Raw genomic sequence first — 16,727 nt, 5'->3', positions numbered from 1 at the left:
GCCTCAGCCCCGTTCGGCGACGAAGACCGCGGTGCCGGGGATCAGCCGGCCGCGCAGCGGGCTCCAGCCGCCCCACTCCTGCTCCAGCCCCTCCGGCCACTCCGGCTCGACCAGGTCCAGCAGCCGGAAGCCCGCGCCGGTCAGCTCGCGCACCCGGTCGCCCAGCGTCCGGTGGTGCTCCACGTAGGTGGCCCGCCCCTCGGCGTCCTGCTCCACGTACGGGGTGCGGTCGAAGTACGAGGCGGTGGCCGTCAGCCCCTCCACCCCCGGCTCGTCCGGGAAGGCCCAGCGGATCGGGTGGGTCACCGAGAACACCCAGCGGGCCCCGGGCCGCAGCACCCGGTGCACCTCGCGCATCAGTCCGGCGGTGTCCGCGCTGAACGGCACCGCCCCGTACGCCGAGCAGGCCAGGTCGAAGGAGCCGTCCGCGAACGGCAGCACCGCGGCGTCCGCCTGCACCACCGGGAGCGGCTCGACACCCCGGCCGAGGTCGATCCGGCGGGAGTGCTGGAGCTGCCGGTAGGAGATGTCCAGCGCCACCGGCACCGCCCCCTGGGCGGTCAGCCAGCGGGAGCACTGGGCCGCGCCGGCGCCCAGCTCCAGCACCCGCAGCCCCTTCAGCGCGGCCGGCTCGCCGAGCAGCTTGGCGTCGGCCTCGTCCAGGCCCTCGGGGCACCAGGTGAAGCGGTCGTCGCCGAGGAACTCGCCGTGCTCGTCCTGGTACTCGTCCGCGTTCCGGTCCCACCAGTGGCGGCTGGCCCGGCTGGACTCTCCGGCCTCGGCGTCCCGCCGCAGGGCCTCGTCCTCGTCCTCCTCGGGGAGGTCGAGCGGGGCGAGGTCGTCCGGGTCGCGGAAGGAGGGGGTGGTGGCCAAGGTCTCGGTGCCCGTCGCGTAGGGTATGGGATGCGGAAGCGCTGCTGTCACGACCGGTCCTGTACGGGGTCCGATTCGCGGCCGTGGCATCCGGGGAGAGGCCCCTGCGGCTGCCACCGGCCAGGTGCGCAATCGGAGGATATGGCCTGATCCATCCCGGCCTCCACCGTCTCGTCGTCTTCGACGTTGACCGTGCCCGGCTGTCCCCGTATGCTACAAGTTGCGCTGCGGGCCTGCGCGCCTCGGACGGAGCAGGTCGCGCTCGCATCTGTCGAAGACCCCACGGTCGCAAGACGGACACCATCTGGTTTCCCAGACGGGTGGGCCGTCGTCTTGGCTGTCCGGCTTTCGGTGGGAGCGATACGGGCCCTCCGCGTGGCATTACCTACGACTTCATGTCCGTACCGGAGCCCTTTTCCTAATGACGAGCCCCACCGACACCTCTGTCAGCACCACCCCGCAGGTTGCGGTCAACGACATCGGCGATGCCGAGGCTTTCCTCGCCGCCATTGACGAGACCATCAAGTACTTCAACGATGGCGACATCGTCGAGGGCATCATCGTGAAGGTCGACCGTGACGAGGTGCTCCTCGACATCGGTTACAAGACCGAGGGTGTCATCCCCTCCCGCGAGCTCTCGATCAAGCACGACGTTGACCCGCACGAGGTCGTCAAGGTCGGCGACGAGATCGAGGCCCTGGTTCTCCAGAAGGAGGACAAGGAGGGTCGTCTGATCCTGTCCAAGAAGCGCGCTCAGTACGAGCGTGCCTGGGGCACGATCGAGAAGATCAAGGAAGAGGACGGGATCGTCACCGGTACCGTCATCGAGGTCGTCAAGGGTGGTCTCATCCTCGACATCGGCCTCCGTGGCTTCCTCCCGGCCTCGCTGGTCGAGATGCGCCGCGTCCGCGACCTCCAGCCGTACGTCGGCAAGGAGCTCGAGGCCAAGATCATCGAGCTGGACAAGAACCGCAACAACGTGGTCCTGTCCCGCCGTGCCTGGCTGGAGCAGACCCAGAGCGAGGTCCGCCAGACCTTCCTCACCACCCTCCAGAAGGGTCAGGTGCGCTCCGGCGTCGTCTCCTCGATCGTCAACTTCGGTGCCTTCGTGGACCTGGGTGGCGTCGACGGTCTCGTGCACGTCTCCGAGCTGTCCTGGAAGCACATCGACCACCCGTCCGAGGTCGTCGAGGTCGGCCAGGAGGTCACCGTCGAGGTCCTCGACGTCGACATGGACCGCGAGCGCGTCTCCCTGTCGCTGAAGGCGACCCAGGAGGACCCGTGGCAGCAGTTCGCCCGGACCCACCAGATCGGCCAGGTCGTCCCGGGTAAGGTCACCAAGCTGGTTCCGTTCGGTGCGTTCGTCCGCGTGGACGAGGGCATCGAGGGTCTGGTCCACATCTCCGAGCTGGCCGAGCGCCACGTGGAGATCCCGGAGCAGGTCGTCCAGGTCGGCGACGAGATCTTCGTCAAGGTCATCGACATCGACCTCGAGCGTCGTCGCATCAGCCTCTCGCTGAAGCAGGCCAACGAGGCCCTCGGTGGCGACGCCGCCGCGGCCGAGTTCGACCCGACCCTCTACGGTATGGCTGCCTCGTACGACGACGCGGGCAACTACATCTACCCCGAGGGCTTCGACCCCGAGGCCAACGACTGGCTCGAGGGCTTCGAGAAGCAGCGTGAGGAGTGGGAGCGCCAGTACGCCGAGGCGCAGACCCGCTTCGAGGCCCACCAGGCTCAGGTCATCAAGAGCCGTGAGGCCGACGCCGAGGCCGCTGCCGAGGGTGGCGACGCCGTCGCCGCCGCTGCCGGTGGCTCCTACACCTCGGCCAGCGACGAGGGCTCCGGCGCCCTCGCTTCGGACGAGGCGCTCGCCGCGCTCCGCGAGAAGCTGGCCGGCGGCCAGAGCTGAACACCGCCGAACCTCAGTAACTGAGGGTTGGTCGTAGACGGACCCCCCGTCCCGGTTCCCGGGACGGGGGGTCCGTTCGTGTGAGATGGAACTCGGGGCGGTGCTCTAGGGAATTGGGTGGTTTACACCTAGCTTGGTGGGGAACCGCCCGAAAGGCCTACGCACCATGCGCACAACCCTCACTGCGGCACCCCCCTCCCAGTCCGACGACCAGAAGGTCGGCGGACGGCTCGCGGCCCTCGGTCGGTTCTGCTTCCGGCACCGCCGCTGGGTGCTCGGCCTCTGGGCGGTGGTCCTCCTCCTCGGCGTGCTGATCGGCGGGAAGGTGTTCGAGGGCACCGTCTCGGCCACCGACGCCAAGGGCTCCGAGTCCTCGTCCGGCGCGGCCGTGCTGGCCCAGGCCGACCCCTCGCGGGGGACCGTCACCGCGGTGGTGGACGGTGTACAGGTGACCGATCCGGCGGTGAAGTCGGCCGTCACGGACGTGACCTCGGTGATCGGGAAGCTGCCCGGGGTGCTCTCGGTGGCCGACACGTACGGCAGCGACGGGGCGCTGAGCGCCGCGGACGGGAAGGCCTCGCTGGTCTCCGTGCGGATGGCCGACGGTTCGACCGACGCGCAGCTCGAGGCCGTGACGGACGGGCTGAAGGGGATCCACGCGCCGGGCGCGAAGGTGACCGTCGGCGGGGACCTGGTGACCCAGCAGGAGGTGGTCGCGCAGACCGAGGCGGACACCCGTTTCGGTGAGATCGTCACGCTGCCGTTGACGCTGCTGGTGATGGTGCTGGTCTTCGGCGGCTTCGCGGCCGCCAGCCTGCCGGTGATCGGGGCGGTCGCCTCGGTGGGCGGGGCGCTGCTGGCCATGTTCGGCTTCAGCCGGCTGATGGACATCGACACCAGCGTGCTGCCGATCGCCACCGTGCTGGGCCTTGGGCTCTCCATCGACTACGCCCTCCTGATGGTCAACCGGTTCCGCGAGGAGCGCGGCCACGGGGCCGTGATCGCCGCCGCGGTGGAGCGGACGGCGGCCACCGCCGGACGGACCGTCATGTTCTCCGGCCTGACCGTGGCCGTCGCGCTCTCCGGCCTCTTCGTCTTCACCAGCCCGGTCTTCCGGGCCGTCGCGGTGGCCGGGGTGAGCGTGGTGGTGATCGCCGTCGCGGCGGCGCTGACCCTGATACCCGCGCTGCTCGGCTTCGTCGGGCACAAGGTCAAGACCCCCACCGAGCCGGTGCCGGACGAGGGCTTCTTCACCCGGACGGTACGGCGGGTGCAGCGCCGGGCCGTTCCGGTGGTGCTGATCTGCGTGGCCCTGCTGATGGCGGCCGGCGCCCCCTTCCTCGGTTCCGACTGGCGCAGCTCCGGCGCCGCCGTGCTGCCCGCCTCCTCGGCCGGCCGCCAGGTGGCCGAGACCGTCGAGCAGCGCTTCCCGACGCTGGCCCCCGCCCCGGTGACGGTGGTGGTCGAGGCCGACCGGGCCGCCGCCCAGCACTACGCGGACCAGGTGGTCGCCAAGCTCCCCGACGTCGCCGGGGTCCGGGCCGTGACCGCGGTCTCGCCGGGGGTGAGCACCGTGGAGGTGCTGGTCCACGGCGATCCGCAGGGCGCCGAGGCCAAGCGGGTGGTGAACGAGCTGCGCGAGCAGCGCGACGGGATGACCACCCACGTGACCGGTGACGCCGCCTCGGTGGTGGACTTCCAGCACGAGATCGTCAGCCGCGGCCCGTGGGCGCTGGGCCTGGTCGCGGTCGGCACGCTGGTGCTGCTCTTCCTGATGACCGGCTCGGTGGTGATGCCGGTCAAGGCCCTGCTGATGAACGTCCTCTCGCTCGGGGCCTCGCTCGGCGCGCTGACCCTGGTCTTCCAGCACGGCTACTTCAGCGGTCTGCTCGGCTTCACGCCGACCGGCGGGCTGGAGACCTTCATACCCGTGCTGGTCTTCGCCTTCGCCTTCGGGCTCTCGATGGACTACGAGGTCTTCCTGCTGGCCCGGATCAAGGAGCTCCGGGACCAGGGCTACAGCTGCTCGCGCGCGGTGGAGCTCGGACTCCAGCGCAGCGGGAAGATCATCACCTCGGCCGCACTGCTGATGGTGATCGTCTTCGCGGGCTTCGCGGCCGGGCAGATGCTGATGGTCAAGGAGATGGGGATCGCGCTCGCGGTGGCCGTGGCGGTGGACGCCACCCTGGTGCGCTGCCTGCTGGTGCCGGCCGCGATGACGCTGTTCGGCGAGTTCAACTGGTGGGCACCGGCGCCGCTGCGTCGGCTGCACCGGCGGTTCGGGCTGACCGAGCACGTGGAGCTGCCGTCGCTGCCGCAGCCGGTGCTGCCCGCCCAGGCGCCGCCGGTGGAGGACGGGAAGGTCGCCGTCCCGGTCGGCTGAGCACCGCCTGGCTGGGCAACGGACGGCTGGGCACCGGCCGGCTGACGGCGGGTCAGCGCAGGGTGCAGGAGTTGCCGAAGTCGCCGCTGAGGGCGGCCAGTCCGCCCAGTGCGTCGCAGGCGGCGGCCGGGCCAGCGGTGAGCAGCAGGCCGCCGACGGTGGTGGCGAGCAGGAGCGCGAGCCGGGTGCGGGTGAGCTTCATGAGGGTTCCTCGCTCGGTGGGGTGGGGCGTGTTCGTACGGAGCGCCCTGCACAACGCCGGTGCGACAGCGAGGGCATGGCGGCTCACCCGGGCGGCGGAGCGTACGCCGGGAGGCGGTAGCCTGGCCCGCATGCTGAGGATCGGACTGACGGGTGGGATCGGGGCGGGCAAGAGCGAGGTGTCCCGGCAGTTCGCCGCACTGGGTGCGGTGATCGTGGACTCCGACCTGATCGCCCGTGAGGTGGTGGAGCCCGGGACGGACGGGCTGCGCGCGGTGGTCGCCGAGTTCGGCGAGGGGGTGCTGCGGCCGGACGGCACGCTGGACCGGCCGGCGCTCGGCGCGCTGGTGTTCGGCGACCCGGAGCGGCTGGCCGCGCTGAACGCGATCGTGCACCCGCTGGTGCGGGCCCGCTCCGCGCAGCTGGAGGCGGCGGCCGGGGAGGCCGACGTCGTGGTGCACGACGTCCCGCTGCTGGCGGAGAACGGGCTGGCGCCGCTGTACGACCTGGTGATCGTGGTGGACGCCGAGGACGAGGTGCGGCTGGACCGGCTGGTGCGGCTGCGCGGGATGGCGCCGGAGGAGGCCCGGGCCCGGATGGCGGCCCAGGCGACCAGGGACGCGCGGCTGGCGGTGGCCGATCTGGTGATCGACAACAGCGGGCCGCTGGCCGAGCTGGCGCCGCAGGTGCGGAAGGTGTGGGAGCAGTTGCGCGAGCGGCTCTGAGGGCGTCCCGGCGGGAGGGTATTCCGAGCGGGCGTCCGGGGAGTTCGGCTAGGGTCTCGGAGATCTTGTCGAACACCTGCCCGCGAAGACGCGCGGGCGCCCAGGGGGAGTCGTACCGCCATGACCGAGAACCAGCCGTTCCCCGGCGGTCCGTCCGCCGCCGACCCGTGGGCCGTTCCGCCCGCCGCGGTGCCCGCCCGGAGGAACCGGACGTGGTTCCTGCTCGGGACGGCGGCGGCGGTCGTGGTCTCGCTCGGGGTGGCCGGGGTGCTGTTCTACGTCAAGGTGGACGACCTGGTCCGTGAGGTGACCGCCTCCGGGGCCGGCCCGGAGACCGGGCAGTGCTACGTCGAGGGGGTGCGGAGCGGCCAGGACGACTCGGTGCTGGTCTCCCGGCTCCGGACCGTCCCCTGCGAGCAGCAGCACGAGGGCGAGGTGGCCGGCACCGTCCGGCTGGAGGACTCGCTGGGCGCCGAGCCGACCGACCGGCAGATCTCGCACGCGGGCATGCTGGCCTGTTCGCCGAAGTGGGACGCCTACGCCCCGGACGGCTGGGCGCTGCCCCGGCACGTGGGCGAATCCCACATCTACCCGTCGAGCCGTCAGTGGGCGCTCGGGAAGCGGGAGGTGATCTGCGTCTTCGACGGCGGCAGGACCGGCTCCACCGGTTCGGTGCGGATCGCGCCCGGCTCGCTGAACGAGGCCCAGCTCGCGTACCTGCGCGCGGTCAACCCGTACAACCGGGCCTACGCCGAGGACCCGTCCTACGGCTCCGGCGACGTCGAGCGCGCCGACCTCCAGGAGTGGGTGCGGCAGATGGCCGAGGCCTCGGACCGGGAGGCGCAGGCCCTGCGGGCGGTGGCCTGGCCGGAGCCGGTGAGGGAGCCGATGCGCAGGATGCTGGACGCCAAGGACCGGGAGACCGCGGCCTGGCGGGCGGCCGTGCACGTGGGCGACGCCGAGGAGTTGGAGGACCTGGCGGACTCGGCGGACGAGATCTCCTCCGACAGCACGGGCCCCGCGGCGCAGGTGCGCAAGGCGCTCGGGCTGGCCACCGGCTCGACGGGGTCGCCCTCGGCGGGGACGCCGCCGGTGGGCGGTCTGCAGGCCTGATCGCGGGGCGCCCCCGCCGGATCTCCGGCGGGGGCGTTTTCCGCTCCGCTTTTTAGGTCGAGTGACCTATATTGAGCTCCATGACACTCGATCAGCTCTCCCACGACCCCGCCGGACCGGTGCTGCTGCTCGGCGGCTACGGCACCGTCGGGGCCGAACTCGCCCGCGCCGCCGCCCCGTTCTGGCCGCTGCTGCTGGCCGGCCGCAGCCCGGAGCGGGCCGCGGCGCTCTGCCGGGAGACCGGGGCCGTGGCCCGGCGGTGGGACCTGGCCGACCCGGAGCCGTTCACCGCCGGGGTGCGGGCCGTGGTGGCGCTGGTGAACGACCCGGCCGACCGGGCGCTGGCGGCCGCGCTGCGGGGCGGAGTGCCGTACGTGGACGTGACGCGCTGGACCGCGCGGCTCCAACGGTCCCTCGCCCGGGTCTCGTCGGGCGGTGCAGCGGGGGCGCCGGTGCTGTTCTCGTCCGGCTGGATGGGCGGGGTGGTCCCGCTGCTGGCGGCCGCGCTCGCCGAGCGGCTGGGCGGGCTGGAGTCGCTGGACACCGCGATCCGCTACGACCTGGCCGACCGGGCCGGGGCCGATTCGGTGGAGTTCATGGACCGGCTCGGCCTCGCCTACGAGGCGACCGAGGGCGGGCGGACCAGGTCGGTGGTCCCGCTGACCGGCGTGCGGACGGTGGAGGTGGGCGGCGAGCGCACCAAGGTGGCGCGGATCGACACCCCCGAGCAGTTCACCCTCCCGGTCACGCTGGGGGCGTCGAGCGTGAGCACCCGGATCGGCTTCAGCAGCGTGGGCGCCACCACGGCGCTGATCGGGCTCGGCCGGCTCGGCTTCTTCCGCTGGGCCTCGGGCGAGCGCTGGCAGCCGGCCAGGCGGCGGCTGCTGTACGCGCCGGGCGAGGGCGGTACGGCCCGGCTGCGGCTGGCGGCCGAGGGGCCCGGCGGGCGGGTGGTCTGGAGCGTCACCGATCCGGCCGGGCAGGCCCATCTCACGGCGGTGGGCGCGCTGTTGGGGCTGCGGCGGGTGCTGGGCGAGGACGGGGCGCCGGCCCCGGTGGGGACGGTGTTCCCGGAGCAGCACCCCGTGCCGGGCGGGGTGGTGGGGGCGCTCGCGGAGCTGGGTGTGGTGGTCGAGGAGGCGTCGGGGGCCGGGGAGGTGGCGGCGTGACCACGGCGAAGGGGAGCGCGCGGCGGACGGCGATCCTGGACGCGGCGGAGCGGACCTTGCTGACGGGTGGTCACGGGGCCCTGTCGCTGCGGGCGGTGGCGGAGGCGGCCGGGGTGCGGCTCGGGCACCTGCAGTACTACTTCCCGAGCCGGGACCGGCTGGTGGCCGAGCTGCTGGCCCGGGTGCTGCACCGTTCGCTGGAGCAGCTGGGCGCGGAGGCCGCCGCGCCCGGGGCCGATCCGGAGCGCTTGGTGGAGGTGCTGCTGGCGCAGCACCAGGACGCCGAACTGGTGCGGCTGTTCGTGGAGTTGTGGGCCCTGGCGGCGGGGGACGAGGCGGTGGCGGCGGCCGTCCGGGCGTTCTACGCGGACTACGTGCGGCTGGTGGCCGGGCAGATCGGCAGCCGTCGGCCGGAGCTGCCGGTGGCGGAGTGCCTGGCCCGGGCCGAGACCTTCGTCGCCCTGGTCGAAGGTGCCTCGCTGTTCCGGTCGGGGGTGGCCGGGCGGGCTTCGGCGGAGACGGACCGTCAGCTGGTGCGGACGGCCCGGGCGTTGCTGGAGGGCTGAGGCCCGGGCGGCCCATGGGCCAGGACGGGGTGGGGCTCAGACGGCGCGCAGCGCGCCGGGGCGGCGGCCGGTCAGCCGGTCGAGGGCGGCGGCGGTGGCCTGGTCGGCGGGCAGCTGGACCACCAGGCGCTGCTCGTCGTCGGCCGGGAGGTCGAGCGTCTCGTGGGCCAGTCGCAGCCCGCCGGCCTCCGGGTGCTCCAGCCTGGTCACCCCGCTGGCCCGGGGGAGCCCGGCCAGGCGGTGCAGCCGTCCGCTGAACTCGGCGCCGGCCGCCACGGTCAACTCGTCCATCAGCGCCGCGACATGCTGGTCCGAGCGGCCCGGACCCTGCTTGAGCGCGGCCACCTGGTCGTCGGCGACCAGGCCCCAATCGGGGAAGGCGGTACGGGCCTTCGGGTGGGTGAAGACGTAGCGCGGGAGGCTGGCGTCCGGCTCGTCGAACAGGCCGAGCGGCGCCATGAGCCGGCGGTAGCCGGTGGTGGCCGCGAGCACCTCGCCGAGCCGGTTGAGCAGCACGGCGGGCCCCGGTTCGAGGCGGTCGAGCAGGGCCTGGACGGTCGGCCGGACGGCGCGGCCCGGCTGTGCGCGGCCGACGCAGCTGAAGGAGCCGTTCGCGCCCTTGGCCAGGCGGTGCAGGTGCACGCGCTCCGACGTGGTCATCCGCAGCGCGTCGCCCAGCGCGCCGAGCACCTCGGTGGAGGGGCGCCGGTCCCGGCCCTGCTCCAGCCGGGTCAGGTACTCGACGCTCACCCCGGCGAGGGTGGCGAGTTCGGCCCGCCGCAGCCCCGGCGTCCGGCGGCGGGCACCGGTCGGCAGTCCGGCCTCGGCGGGCGTCACCGCCTCGCGGCGCAGGCGCAGGAAGAGTCCCAACTCGTTGTCGCTGCTCATGCCCCAGACGCTAACAGCCCGGGTGCGGCGGATCGTGGCCCTGGTACTACCACCCTCGGCACGGTCTCCCTGCGGCGCAGGTGGGAGGGCAGATTGGTGGTGCGGCCCCCGCCGGGGGCCAGGTTCGGAAGATCCGACTCTTCGTCAGGAGTACAGCCATGTCCGGTGACAAGCTCAATCTGGTCGTCCTCGTCGGCAGCGTACGGGAGGGCCGCTTCGGCCCGGTGGTCGCCGACTGGTTCACCGGCCGCGCGGTGGAGCACGGGGCCTTCTCGGTGGAGCTGGTGGACCTCGCGGAGTACGAGGTCCCGATGGCGCTGCCGGCCACGCCGCCCGCGATGCACCCCGAACTCCCGCGCCCCGACCGGATGGCGGGCCTGACGGCGAAGCTGGCGGCGGCGGACGCGGTGGTCGTGCTGACCCCCGACTACAACCGCAGCTTCCCGGCCTCGCTGAAGGCGGCCATCGACTGGTACCACCGCGAGTGGGCCGCGAAGGCGATCGGCTTCGTCGGCTACAGCGGTGCCACCGGCGGCGTGCTGGCGATCGAGCAGCTCCGGCAGGTCTTCGGCGAGCTGAACGCCCACGCGGTCCGGGAGTACGTCTCCTTCCCGCGCTTCTACGAACTCTTCGCGGCGGACGGCACCCTGCACGCCCCGGAGGGCCCGGAGGCGGCGGCCAAGTCCATGCTGGACCAGCTCGCCTGGTGGGGCTCGGTCCTCCACGACGCCCGCCGCGACCGGCCGTTCGCGGCCTGAGGCCCGGCCGGCCCGTCAGTACCGGTTCGGCGCGGCCGGGTACCAGGCCGGCACCGGCGGGGCGGGGTCGGTCAGCTTCCAGAGCCGGGCGGCTCCCACCACCAGGGTCGTGCAGACCGCCAGCACGGTGGCGGCCAGCGCCAGGAAGTTCCCCCGGAGGGCGACGGCCCAGGCGACCCCCTGGAGCACGGTGGCCAGCAGGAGGAGCAGGGCACGCGGCGGGACGCGCAGTTCGCCGGGGATGGTGATCACCATCGCGAGGCCGAAGGCCGGCACCGCGACCACGGCGCATCCCAGCACCACGAACAAGACCAGGGCGATGAGCACGCTGCACACTCCGGATTCCGACGGGACGGCTCTGGCAGAGCCATCCTGACAGAGAGTTTGAACATGTTCAATCTCGTGGATCGGCCGAGGGTCGACGCCAGGGTCCTTGTGTGCGGGGCGGGTTGCGGGGAGACTGCCGGGCAATCGTTCGAGGGGAGGGCGGGGCGGATGGCCGTGCGTCGGTACTGGTACGTGCTCGCGCTGTTCGGGGTGCTGATCGGCTGTTCGCTGCCGCTGTACCGGGTGCCGGTGGAGGGCTGCCGGCAGGTGGTGCCGGACGGGTTCTGCGCGGCCGTCGTCTTCCGGGCACCCGGAGGGGTGCTGGGGACGGGTGTGCTGGCCCGGCCGGGATGGCTGGCGGCCTACTGGGCGGCCGCGCTGCTGCTGGCCTGCTGGCTGGTGCTGCGCCGCTACCGGCGGGCCGGGCGGCCGGTGCGGGTGGTGCCGGCGGTGGCCGGGATGGTGCTGCTCGGCGGGGCCGCGGCGGTGCTCACCGTGATCGGGTGGAACGGCCTCCGCGGCCCCTCGGCCTGGGCCGCCTCCGCGCACCTGCTGGTCTTCAACGGGGCCACCCCGCTGGTGGTCGCGGCCGGGGCGCTGCTGCTGCTCGGCGCGGGGGAGCGCAGTTGGGTGCTGCTGCTCTTCGCGCTCGGCTTCGCGGCGGTCGCGTACGGCTGCGCCACCTACGACCCGCTCCACCTGGCGGAGCGGCTGGGCTGGGTGGTCGAACTGCCGGAGGGGCTGGTGGAGTACCGGCCCGCCGTGCACCTGGCGATCCCGGCCGCGGTGCTGCTGACCGCGGCCGTGGCGGCCGGCCTGACGGGTCGTTTCACCCGGGGCACCGGCGGCCGCCACGCCCGCGAGGAGGAGTAGCGGGCCCGGTCAGCCCAGCACGGCGGTGGTGAGTTCGGCGACCGCCGTGGCGAGCGGGGCGATCGGGACGGCGACGGCGGTGAGGCGGTCGAGGGCGCGGCGCAGGACGCCGGGCTGGGGCTCGTCCTCGGCGAGCTCCTCGCGCAGGCGGCGGAGTTCGACCTGGGGGGTCTCGGGGTTGGGCAGCTCGGTGGCGTGCGCGGCGAGCAACTGCTCGATGGTGGTGAGGAGTTCCTCGATCCGGTGGGACGGGGCGGCGGACTGGAAGGCGATCTGGTGGGCGATGGCCCGGGCGCCCGGGCCGACGGCCTGGTTGCCGACCTGGCTGTGGCCGCCGGACTGCTGGACGCCGTAGTTGGCGCCGGGGTCGGAGTGGGTCAACTCTGGCTCCTCTGCTGTTGATCGGAGGCGGATGGGGACGGAGAGGAGGGGAAGGACTGGGCGAGGGCGCCGGGGCCGACGGCCTGGTTGCCGACGTGGCTGGTGCCACCCTGCTGGATGACGCCGAAGTTCACCAGGCTGTGCTGCTGCGCCGTCAGCGGGCGGACGTCGACACCGTGCTCCTCCAGGAAGTCCCGGACGGCGGTCAGCGCGTGCTGGTGGAGGGCGAAGGCGGTCCGGTGGCCGTCGGTCTGCTGGTAGTAGTTCAGGTAGACGGCACTGGAGGCGGCCTCCCGGACGCTGAGGTGCGCCCCGTGGTCGAAGGCCGGGTCGTGCTCCAGGGCGAGCAGCCCCCGGCGCAGCCGCTGCCGGTGGCGGTGGTCGTACCGGGCCCGGTCCAGGGAGGCCGAGGGGGCGTGACGCAGCAGCGGGGAGGCCAGGCCCAGCGCGTGCAGCCGGAGCGTGGACAGGCGGGCGGCCGTGAGGCCGCGCGGCAGCAGGTCCACCGCGTGGTAGGCGGCCCGGACCGGCGGTAGCAGGTGGAGCGCCGGGTCGATGTGCAGGGCTCGCCCGGTGACGGAGAGCCGCAGGAAGAGGCTGGGCACCACCTCGTCGCCCCAGAGCGGCAGGTGGGCGACCAGGTGGTGGCGGGCCCGGCCGTCGGGATCGAGTGCGATCTCCCGGATCTGCTCCTCGTCGAGCCGGGTGACGGGGTGCAGCAGGTCGGAGGGGAACAGCCGCGGGTCACCGGCGACCACCGTGCCGTGCACGGTCACCCGGTGCTCCAGCCGCAGGCCGGCCAGGCTGGCCTCGCTGGTGGCCGGGGGCTCGACGGCGTGCCGGTCGGCGGTCTCCCGGAGTCGCTCGCGCACGGCGGTGATCAGCTCCCAGGCGTCGAACTCCTCGATGGGGAGCGGCGGTTGTCCGGGCAGGCCGCGCTCCGGGAGCAGTGGGACGACCAGCGACGGAAGCTCGGCCAGCGCCCCTCCGTACCCGAGGAACGGCAGGTAGCTGCTGTGCACGGTGACGTTGCCACGCTGCGCCCGGGCGACGGCTAGCAGCCGCTCGCCGGTCCAGTCGGGGCCCAGCGGCTCGACCGGGGCGTCCGGCCGGAAGGCCGCGCGGTGCAGCTGGCCGCGCAGCCGGGCGTCCACGTCCAGGACGTGACGCAGGGTCAGCAGGTACGCGGCGGCCAGCCCGCCGAGCATGGCCAGCACGGCGGGGACGCCGGCCAGGTAGTGGCCGGTCAGCCAGGCCCAGGGACCGGTGGGTTCGAGCACGGCCAGCAGCATCAGGGTGCCTGCCGGGACGGCCGCCGCCACCGGTGCGGTGAGCAGCAGGACCAGCAGGCCGCGGGACGTGACGCCCTCGTGCCGCCCGCGCTCGGGCCGCTCGGGCCCGGCCCGGCGGGCGGAGCCGCCGAGCAGGGCCAGTACCAGGGCGGTCAGCAGCAGCCAGAGCGGGCTGACCAGCAGCACCGCGAGCGCCGTCAACAGGAGCGCGACGTCCCGGCGTTGGCGCAGGGTCTGGGCGGCCAGCGCGTGCCGGGCGACCGGCACCAGGTCCACCCCCGGGGAGGCGGCGACCGCGCCGAGCTCGTCCGCCACCAGCCGCTCGGTGACCAGCCGGGCGAAGGACGGGTCGAGGTAGGCGGCGGCGCTCAGGTACCGGGTGGCGTCGCCGGGCTCGCTGCCGAGCGGCACGCCGGTGGAGTACGGCACGGACATCGCGGTGCTCCGTTCGGAGGGCGGGGCGGCCCGCCGGACGCGGCGGCGCCGGGCGGCGGAGGCGGCGGGCAGGGGGGACCCGGTGAAGCCGGACAGGGACGCGGCGAGGGCGGCCCCCAGCACCAGGCCGAATCCCGGGGTGGGTTGGAAGACCAGCTCCAGCCGGGTGGCCGACAGCTCCGGGCCGCTGAGGATCAGGGCGGTGCCGGCCCAGTGGGCCAGCGAGGTCAGCACGGTGGCGAGCGTGGCCACGCCGGTGCAGCCGGCCAGCAGCCTCCACCGGCCCTGGCCGATCGGCACCAGCCGGGGCACCCACCAGATCAGGGCCAGCAGCAGGAGGGCGGTGGTCACCGTGCTGAGCACCTGGTTCTCGGCCCGGTCCAGGAGCAGGTACGGGTCCGACAGGTCGTGGTCGGCCAGCCAGGCAGGGTACCGGAGTTGGGCCAGCAGCCAGCGCACCACCCCGAGGTCGGACTCGACCTCCAGCAGTGCGCGCTGGGTCCAGGGCAGGCCGACGAGCAGGAGCGCCAGGCAGAGGACGTGGACCCTGCGCCGGATCGACCTGCGGGTGGCGCGGTCCGCGCCCATCAGTTCGGCGCCTGCTTGGTGAAGGCCGGTGCGGGGGCGGTCAGTTGGGCGGTGGCCTGCGGCCCGACGGCCTGGTTGCCGACCACGCTGACGCCGCCCTGCTGGATCACGCCGTAGTTGAGGATGGTCTGCTGCTGGGTGCTGAACAGGGTGGTGTCCACGCCGTGGTCGTCGAGGAAGTCCCGGATGGCGGCCAGGGTGTGGCGGTAGAGGGTGGCCAGCGCGCGGTCGGCGTCCACCTCCTGGAAGTAGTTCTGGTAGACCTCGCTGGCGGCCAGCTCGCGGACGCTGAACCGGGCGCCGTAGTCGAAGGCCGGATCCTGCCCGATGGCGGTGAGTTCGTGCTTGCGGCGCCGGGCCCGGCGCCGCCCGTAGCGGGCCTGGTCGATCGCGCCGAACGGGGCCCGCAGCAGGGCGCGGGCGCTCTCGTCCAGGGCGGACAGCCGGAGCACGCCCCGGCGGGCGTCGGTGAGCCGGGCGGGCAGCAGGTCGACGGCGTGGTAGCGGGCGTGCACCGGTTGCAGCAGGTGGGCCTCGGCCTGGATGTACAGCGTCTTCCCGTTGGTGGACAGGTGCAGGAACATGCCGGCCACCACGTCGTCCCCCCACAGCGGCAGGTGGGCGGCCAGGTAGTGCCGGGCGACGCCGTCCGGGTTGAGCGCGATCTGCCGGACCTGCTCCTCGTCGAGCGCACGGGCGGCGCGGCGGCTGCCCTCCGGCAGCAGGCGCGGATCGCCGGCCAGGGCGGCGCCGTTGGCGAAGACCCGGCTCTCCAGCAGCAGTCCGGTCAGGTTGGCCTCCTCCTGCTGCGGCGGGGCGGCGGAGTGCCGGACGGAGGTCTCCCGGAGCCGGTCGTGGATCGCGGTCATCACCTCCCAGGCGTCGAACTCCCGGACCTCACCAGCTGGTTGGGCGGCCGTCTGGTGGGTGGCCAGGATCGGTACGGCGAGCTGCCAGTTGTTGTACGCCTCGGCGAAGCCGACGAACGGGCGGTAGCCGCTGTAGACGGTGAGGTTGCCGCGCTGGGCCTCGGCGATGACGGCCAGCCGGCCCTCCGCCCAGTCCGGGCCGAGCGGCTCGACGGGCGCCTCCGGCCGGAACACCTCGCGGCGCAGCAGGCCGCGCAGCCGGGCGTCGACGTCCAGACGGTGACGCAGCGTCAGCAGGTAGGCGGCGGCCACGCCGGCCAGCGAGGCCAGGGCGGAGGGCGCTCCGCCGAGGTAGCTGCCGAAGAACCAGGCGCCGAGGCCCCGCGGCCGCAGCGATTCCACCGGCAGTTGCAGCAGGGCGGTCGCGAACAGGGCGAGCAGCACGCCCAGGGCCAGTTTCCACGGTGTCGAGGCGGGTGCCCCCTGGCTGCGGCCCCGGTCCGGCCGCTCGGTGCTGCGGTGCCGGGCCGAGCGGCCCAGGACCGCCAGGGCGACCAGCGTGCTCAGCAGTCCGTAGGGGGCGACCAGCAGGACGGCGACCAGGACGGTGGCCAGGGCCCGGTCCCGCCGCCCGCGCAGGGTCTGCGCGGCCAGCGCGTGCCGCGCCACCGGGACGAGGTCGAGCCCGGGGGAGGTGGCCACCGAGCCGAAGTCGTCGGCGACCAGGTCCTCGGTGACCCGGCGGGCGAAGGCCGGGTCGGTGTAGGCGGCGGCGCTCAGGTACCTGGTCACGTCGCCCGGGACGCTGCCGAGCGGGGTGGCGGTCGTGGTCTTCGGCTCGGTCAAGGCGGCGCTCCGTTCTGGCGTACGGGCGGGCCGCCGGGCGGCCGGGGCGGAGAGGTTGAACAGCAGGACGGCGAGCGCCAGGCCCAGGAGCACGCCGAACCCGGCGGCGGGCGGGAGGGCCTGCCGGAGGTCGGCCGTCGCGTACTCGACGTTCCGCAGGAGCACGGCCCGCAGGGTCAGGTCGGCCAGCAGGCAGAGCAGGGCGGCGAGCACGCCGGTGCCCACGGCGCCGGCCACCAGCCGTGGTCGGCCGCGGTCGAAGGCCACCAGCCGGGAGGGCAGCAGTACCAGGGCGGCCAGCAGGACGAGGGTGCCGGAGGTGGTGACCACCCTGCTCTGGGCGTGGTCGAGCAGCCCGTGCAGGTCGCTGTCCGCGTTCTCCATCCACCAGCCGGGAAAGAACAGCTGCCACCTGACCCAGTCGGTGAACGGGCCCGGCGGGTCCCAGTCGTACAGGGACTCGCGGCCCCACGGCGAGCCCAGCACGGCCACCACCGCGGCCAGCAGGTGCAGCCGAGGCCGGATCAA

At 73.9% G+C, this 16,727-nt stretch carries 15 protein-coding genes; 8 read left to right on the top strand and 7 right to left on the bottom strand.

Annotation, left to right across the window (positions count from 1 at the left end; all coding sequences use genetic code 11):
• Window positions 1–3 precede the first annotated feature (3 nt).
• Window positions 4–873, bottom strand: a complete 870-nt coding sequence (locus ACIA8O_RS05035; protein WP_396292924.1) for a class I SAM-dependent methyltransferase — start codon at window positions 871–873, stop codon at window positions 4–6.
• A 421-nt stretch (window positions 874–1,294) separates the two neighbouring features.
• Here ACIA8O_RS05035 and rpsA point away from each other — a divergent pair, with 421 nt between their 5' ends.
• Both rpsA and ACIA8O_RS05025 read left to right on the top strand, forming a co-directional pair.
• The gene (gene rpsA / locus ACIA8O_RS05030) at window positions 1,295–2,785 is read left to right on the top strand and encodes a 30S ribosomal protein S1 (protein WP_345284251.1); all 1,491 of its coding nucleotides are present in this window, start codon (window positions 1,295–1,297) and stop codon (window positions 2,783–2,785) included.
• A gap of 166 nt (window positions 2,786–2,951) precedes the next feature.
• Window positions 2,952–5,168 (top strand): MMPL family transporter, encoded by a 2,217-nt coding sequence (locus ACIA8O_RS05025; protein ID WP_396292153.1) that lies wholly within the window; start codon window positions 2,952–2,954, stop codon window positions 5,166–5,168.
• Between the two features lie 52 nt (window positions 5,169–5,220).
• Here the strand turns inward: ACIA8O_RS05025 and ACIA8O_RS05020 are convergent, their stop codons facing one another.
• Window positions 5,221–5,370 carry a hypothetical protein gene (locus ACIA8O_RS05020; protein WP_396292152.1) on the bottom strand — a complete coding sequence of 50 codons (150 nt, stop codon included), beginning with the start codon at window positions 5,368–5,370 and terminating at the stop codon, window positions 5,221–5,223.
• 130 nt (window positions 5,371–5,500) lie between these two features.
• On the opposite strand from ACIA8O_RS05020, the gene coaE reads away from it, so the two are divergent.
• The 4 genes from coaE to ACIA8O_RS05000 all read left to right on the top strand — a co-directional run bounded on the left by coaE (window position 5,501) and on the right by ACIA8O_RS05000 (window position 8,942).
• Window positions 5,501–6,094: a dephospho-CoA kinase gene (coaE, locus tag ACIA8O_RS05015; protein WP_396292151.1), complete on the top strand. Its 594-nt coding sequence runs from the start codon at window positions 5,501–5,503 to the stop codon at window positions 6,092–6,094.
• Between the two features lie 120 nt (window positions 6,095–6,214).
• Window positions 6,215–7,207 (top strand): septum formation family protein, encoded by a 993-nt coding sequence (locus ACIA8O_RS05010; RefSeq protein WP_396292150.1) that lies wholly within the window; start codon window positions 6,215–6,217, stop codon window positions 7,205–7,207.
• Between the two features lie 80 nt (window positions 7,208–7,287).
• Window positions 7,288–8,376, top strand: a complete 1,089-nt coding sequence (locus ACIA8O_RS05005) for a saccharopine dehydrogenase (RefSeq protein ID WP_396292149.1) — start codon at window positions 7,288–7,290, stop codon at window positions 8,374–8,376.
• Entirely contained in the window at window positions 8,373–8,942 is a 570-nt protein-coding gene (locus ACIA8O_RS05000; protein ID WP_396292148.1) for a TetR/AcrR family transcriptional regulator, read from the top strand. Before ACIA8O_RS05005 ends, ACIA8O_RS05000 begins: the two co-directional genes overlap by 4 nt.
• Window positions 8,943–8,978: 36 nt before the next feature.
• Here ACIA8O_RS05000 and ACIA8O_RS04995 read toward each other — a convergent pair whose 3' ends face one another.
• Window positions 8,979–9,830 carry a helix-turn-helix domain-containing protein gene (locus ACIA8O_RS04995; RefSeq protein ID WP_396292147.1) on the bottom strand — a complete coding sequence of 284 codons (852 nt, stop codon included), beginning with the start codon at window positions 9,828–9,830 and terminating at the stop codon, window positions 8,979–8,981.
• 158 nt (window positions 9,831–9,988) lie between these two features.
• On the opposite strand from ACIA8O_RS04995, the gene ACIA8O_RS04990 reads away from it, so the two are divergent.
• Entirely contained in the window at window positions 9,989–10,588 is a 600-nt protein-coding gene (locus ACIA8O_RS04990) for an NADPH-dependent FMN reductase (protein ID WP_396292146.1), read from the top strand.
• A gap of 15 nt (window positions 10,589–10,603) precedes the next feature.
• On the opposite strand, the gene ACIA8O_RS04985 is transcribed toward ACIA8O_RS04990, so the two are convergent.
• Window positions 10,604–10,924 (bottom strand): hypothetical protein, encoded by a 321-nt coding sequence (locus tag ACIA8O_RS04985; protein ID WP_396292145.1) that lies wholly within the window; start codon window positions 10,922–10,924, stop codon window positions 10,604–10,606.
• A gap of 159 nt (window positions 10,925–11,083) precedes the next feature.
• Between ACIA8O_RS04985 and ACIA8O_RS04980 the strand changes: the two genes are divergently transcribed.
• Window positions 11,084–11,788, top strand: coding sequence for a hypothetical protein (locus ACIA8O_RS04980; RefSeq protein ID WP_396292144.1), 705 nt, complete (start codon window positions 11,084–11,086; stop codon window positions 11,786–11,788).
• 9 nt (window positions 11,789–11,797) lie between these two features.
• Here the strand turns inward: ACIA8O_RS04980 and ACIA8O_RS04975 are convergent, their stop codons facing one another.
• The 3 genes from ACIA8O_RS04975 to ACIA8O_RS04965 are packed head-to-tail and all read right to left on the bottom strand — an operon-like array spanning window position 11,798 to window position 16,727.
• Entirely contained in the window at window positions 11,798–12,169 is a 372-nt protein-coding gene (locus ACIA8O_RS04975) for a DUF5955 family protein (protein ID WP_396292143.1), read from the bottom strand.
• A complete protein-coding gene (locus ACIA8O_RS04970; RefSeq protein ID WP_396292142.1) occupies window positions 12,166–14,484 on the bottom strand; it encodes a hypothetical protein in 2,319 nt (772 codons plus the stop codon). Before ACIA8O_RS04970 ends, ACIA8O_RS04975 begins: the two co-directional genes overlap by 4 nt.
• On the bottom strand, window positions 14,484–16,727 hold the full coding sequence (locus tag ACIA8O_RS04965; RefSeq protein ID WP_396292141.1) for a hypothetical protein: 2,244 nt from the start codon (window positions 16,725–16,727) through the stop codon (window positions 14,484–14,486). The genes ACIA8O_RS04970 and ACIA8O_RS04965 overlap by 1 nt, the downstream gene beginning before the upstream one ends.

It is taken from the genome of Kitasatospora sp. NPDC051853, assembly GCF_044452665.1.
GTDB lineage: Bacteria > Actinomycetota > Actinomycetes > Streptomycetales > Streptomycetaceae > Kitasatospora.
The sequence above is the reverse complement of the archived record's forward strand: the minus strand, read 5'-3'. Positions and strand labels throughout refer to the sequence as shown.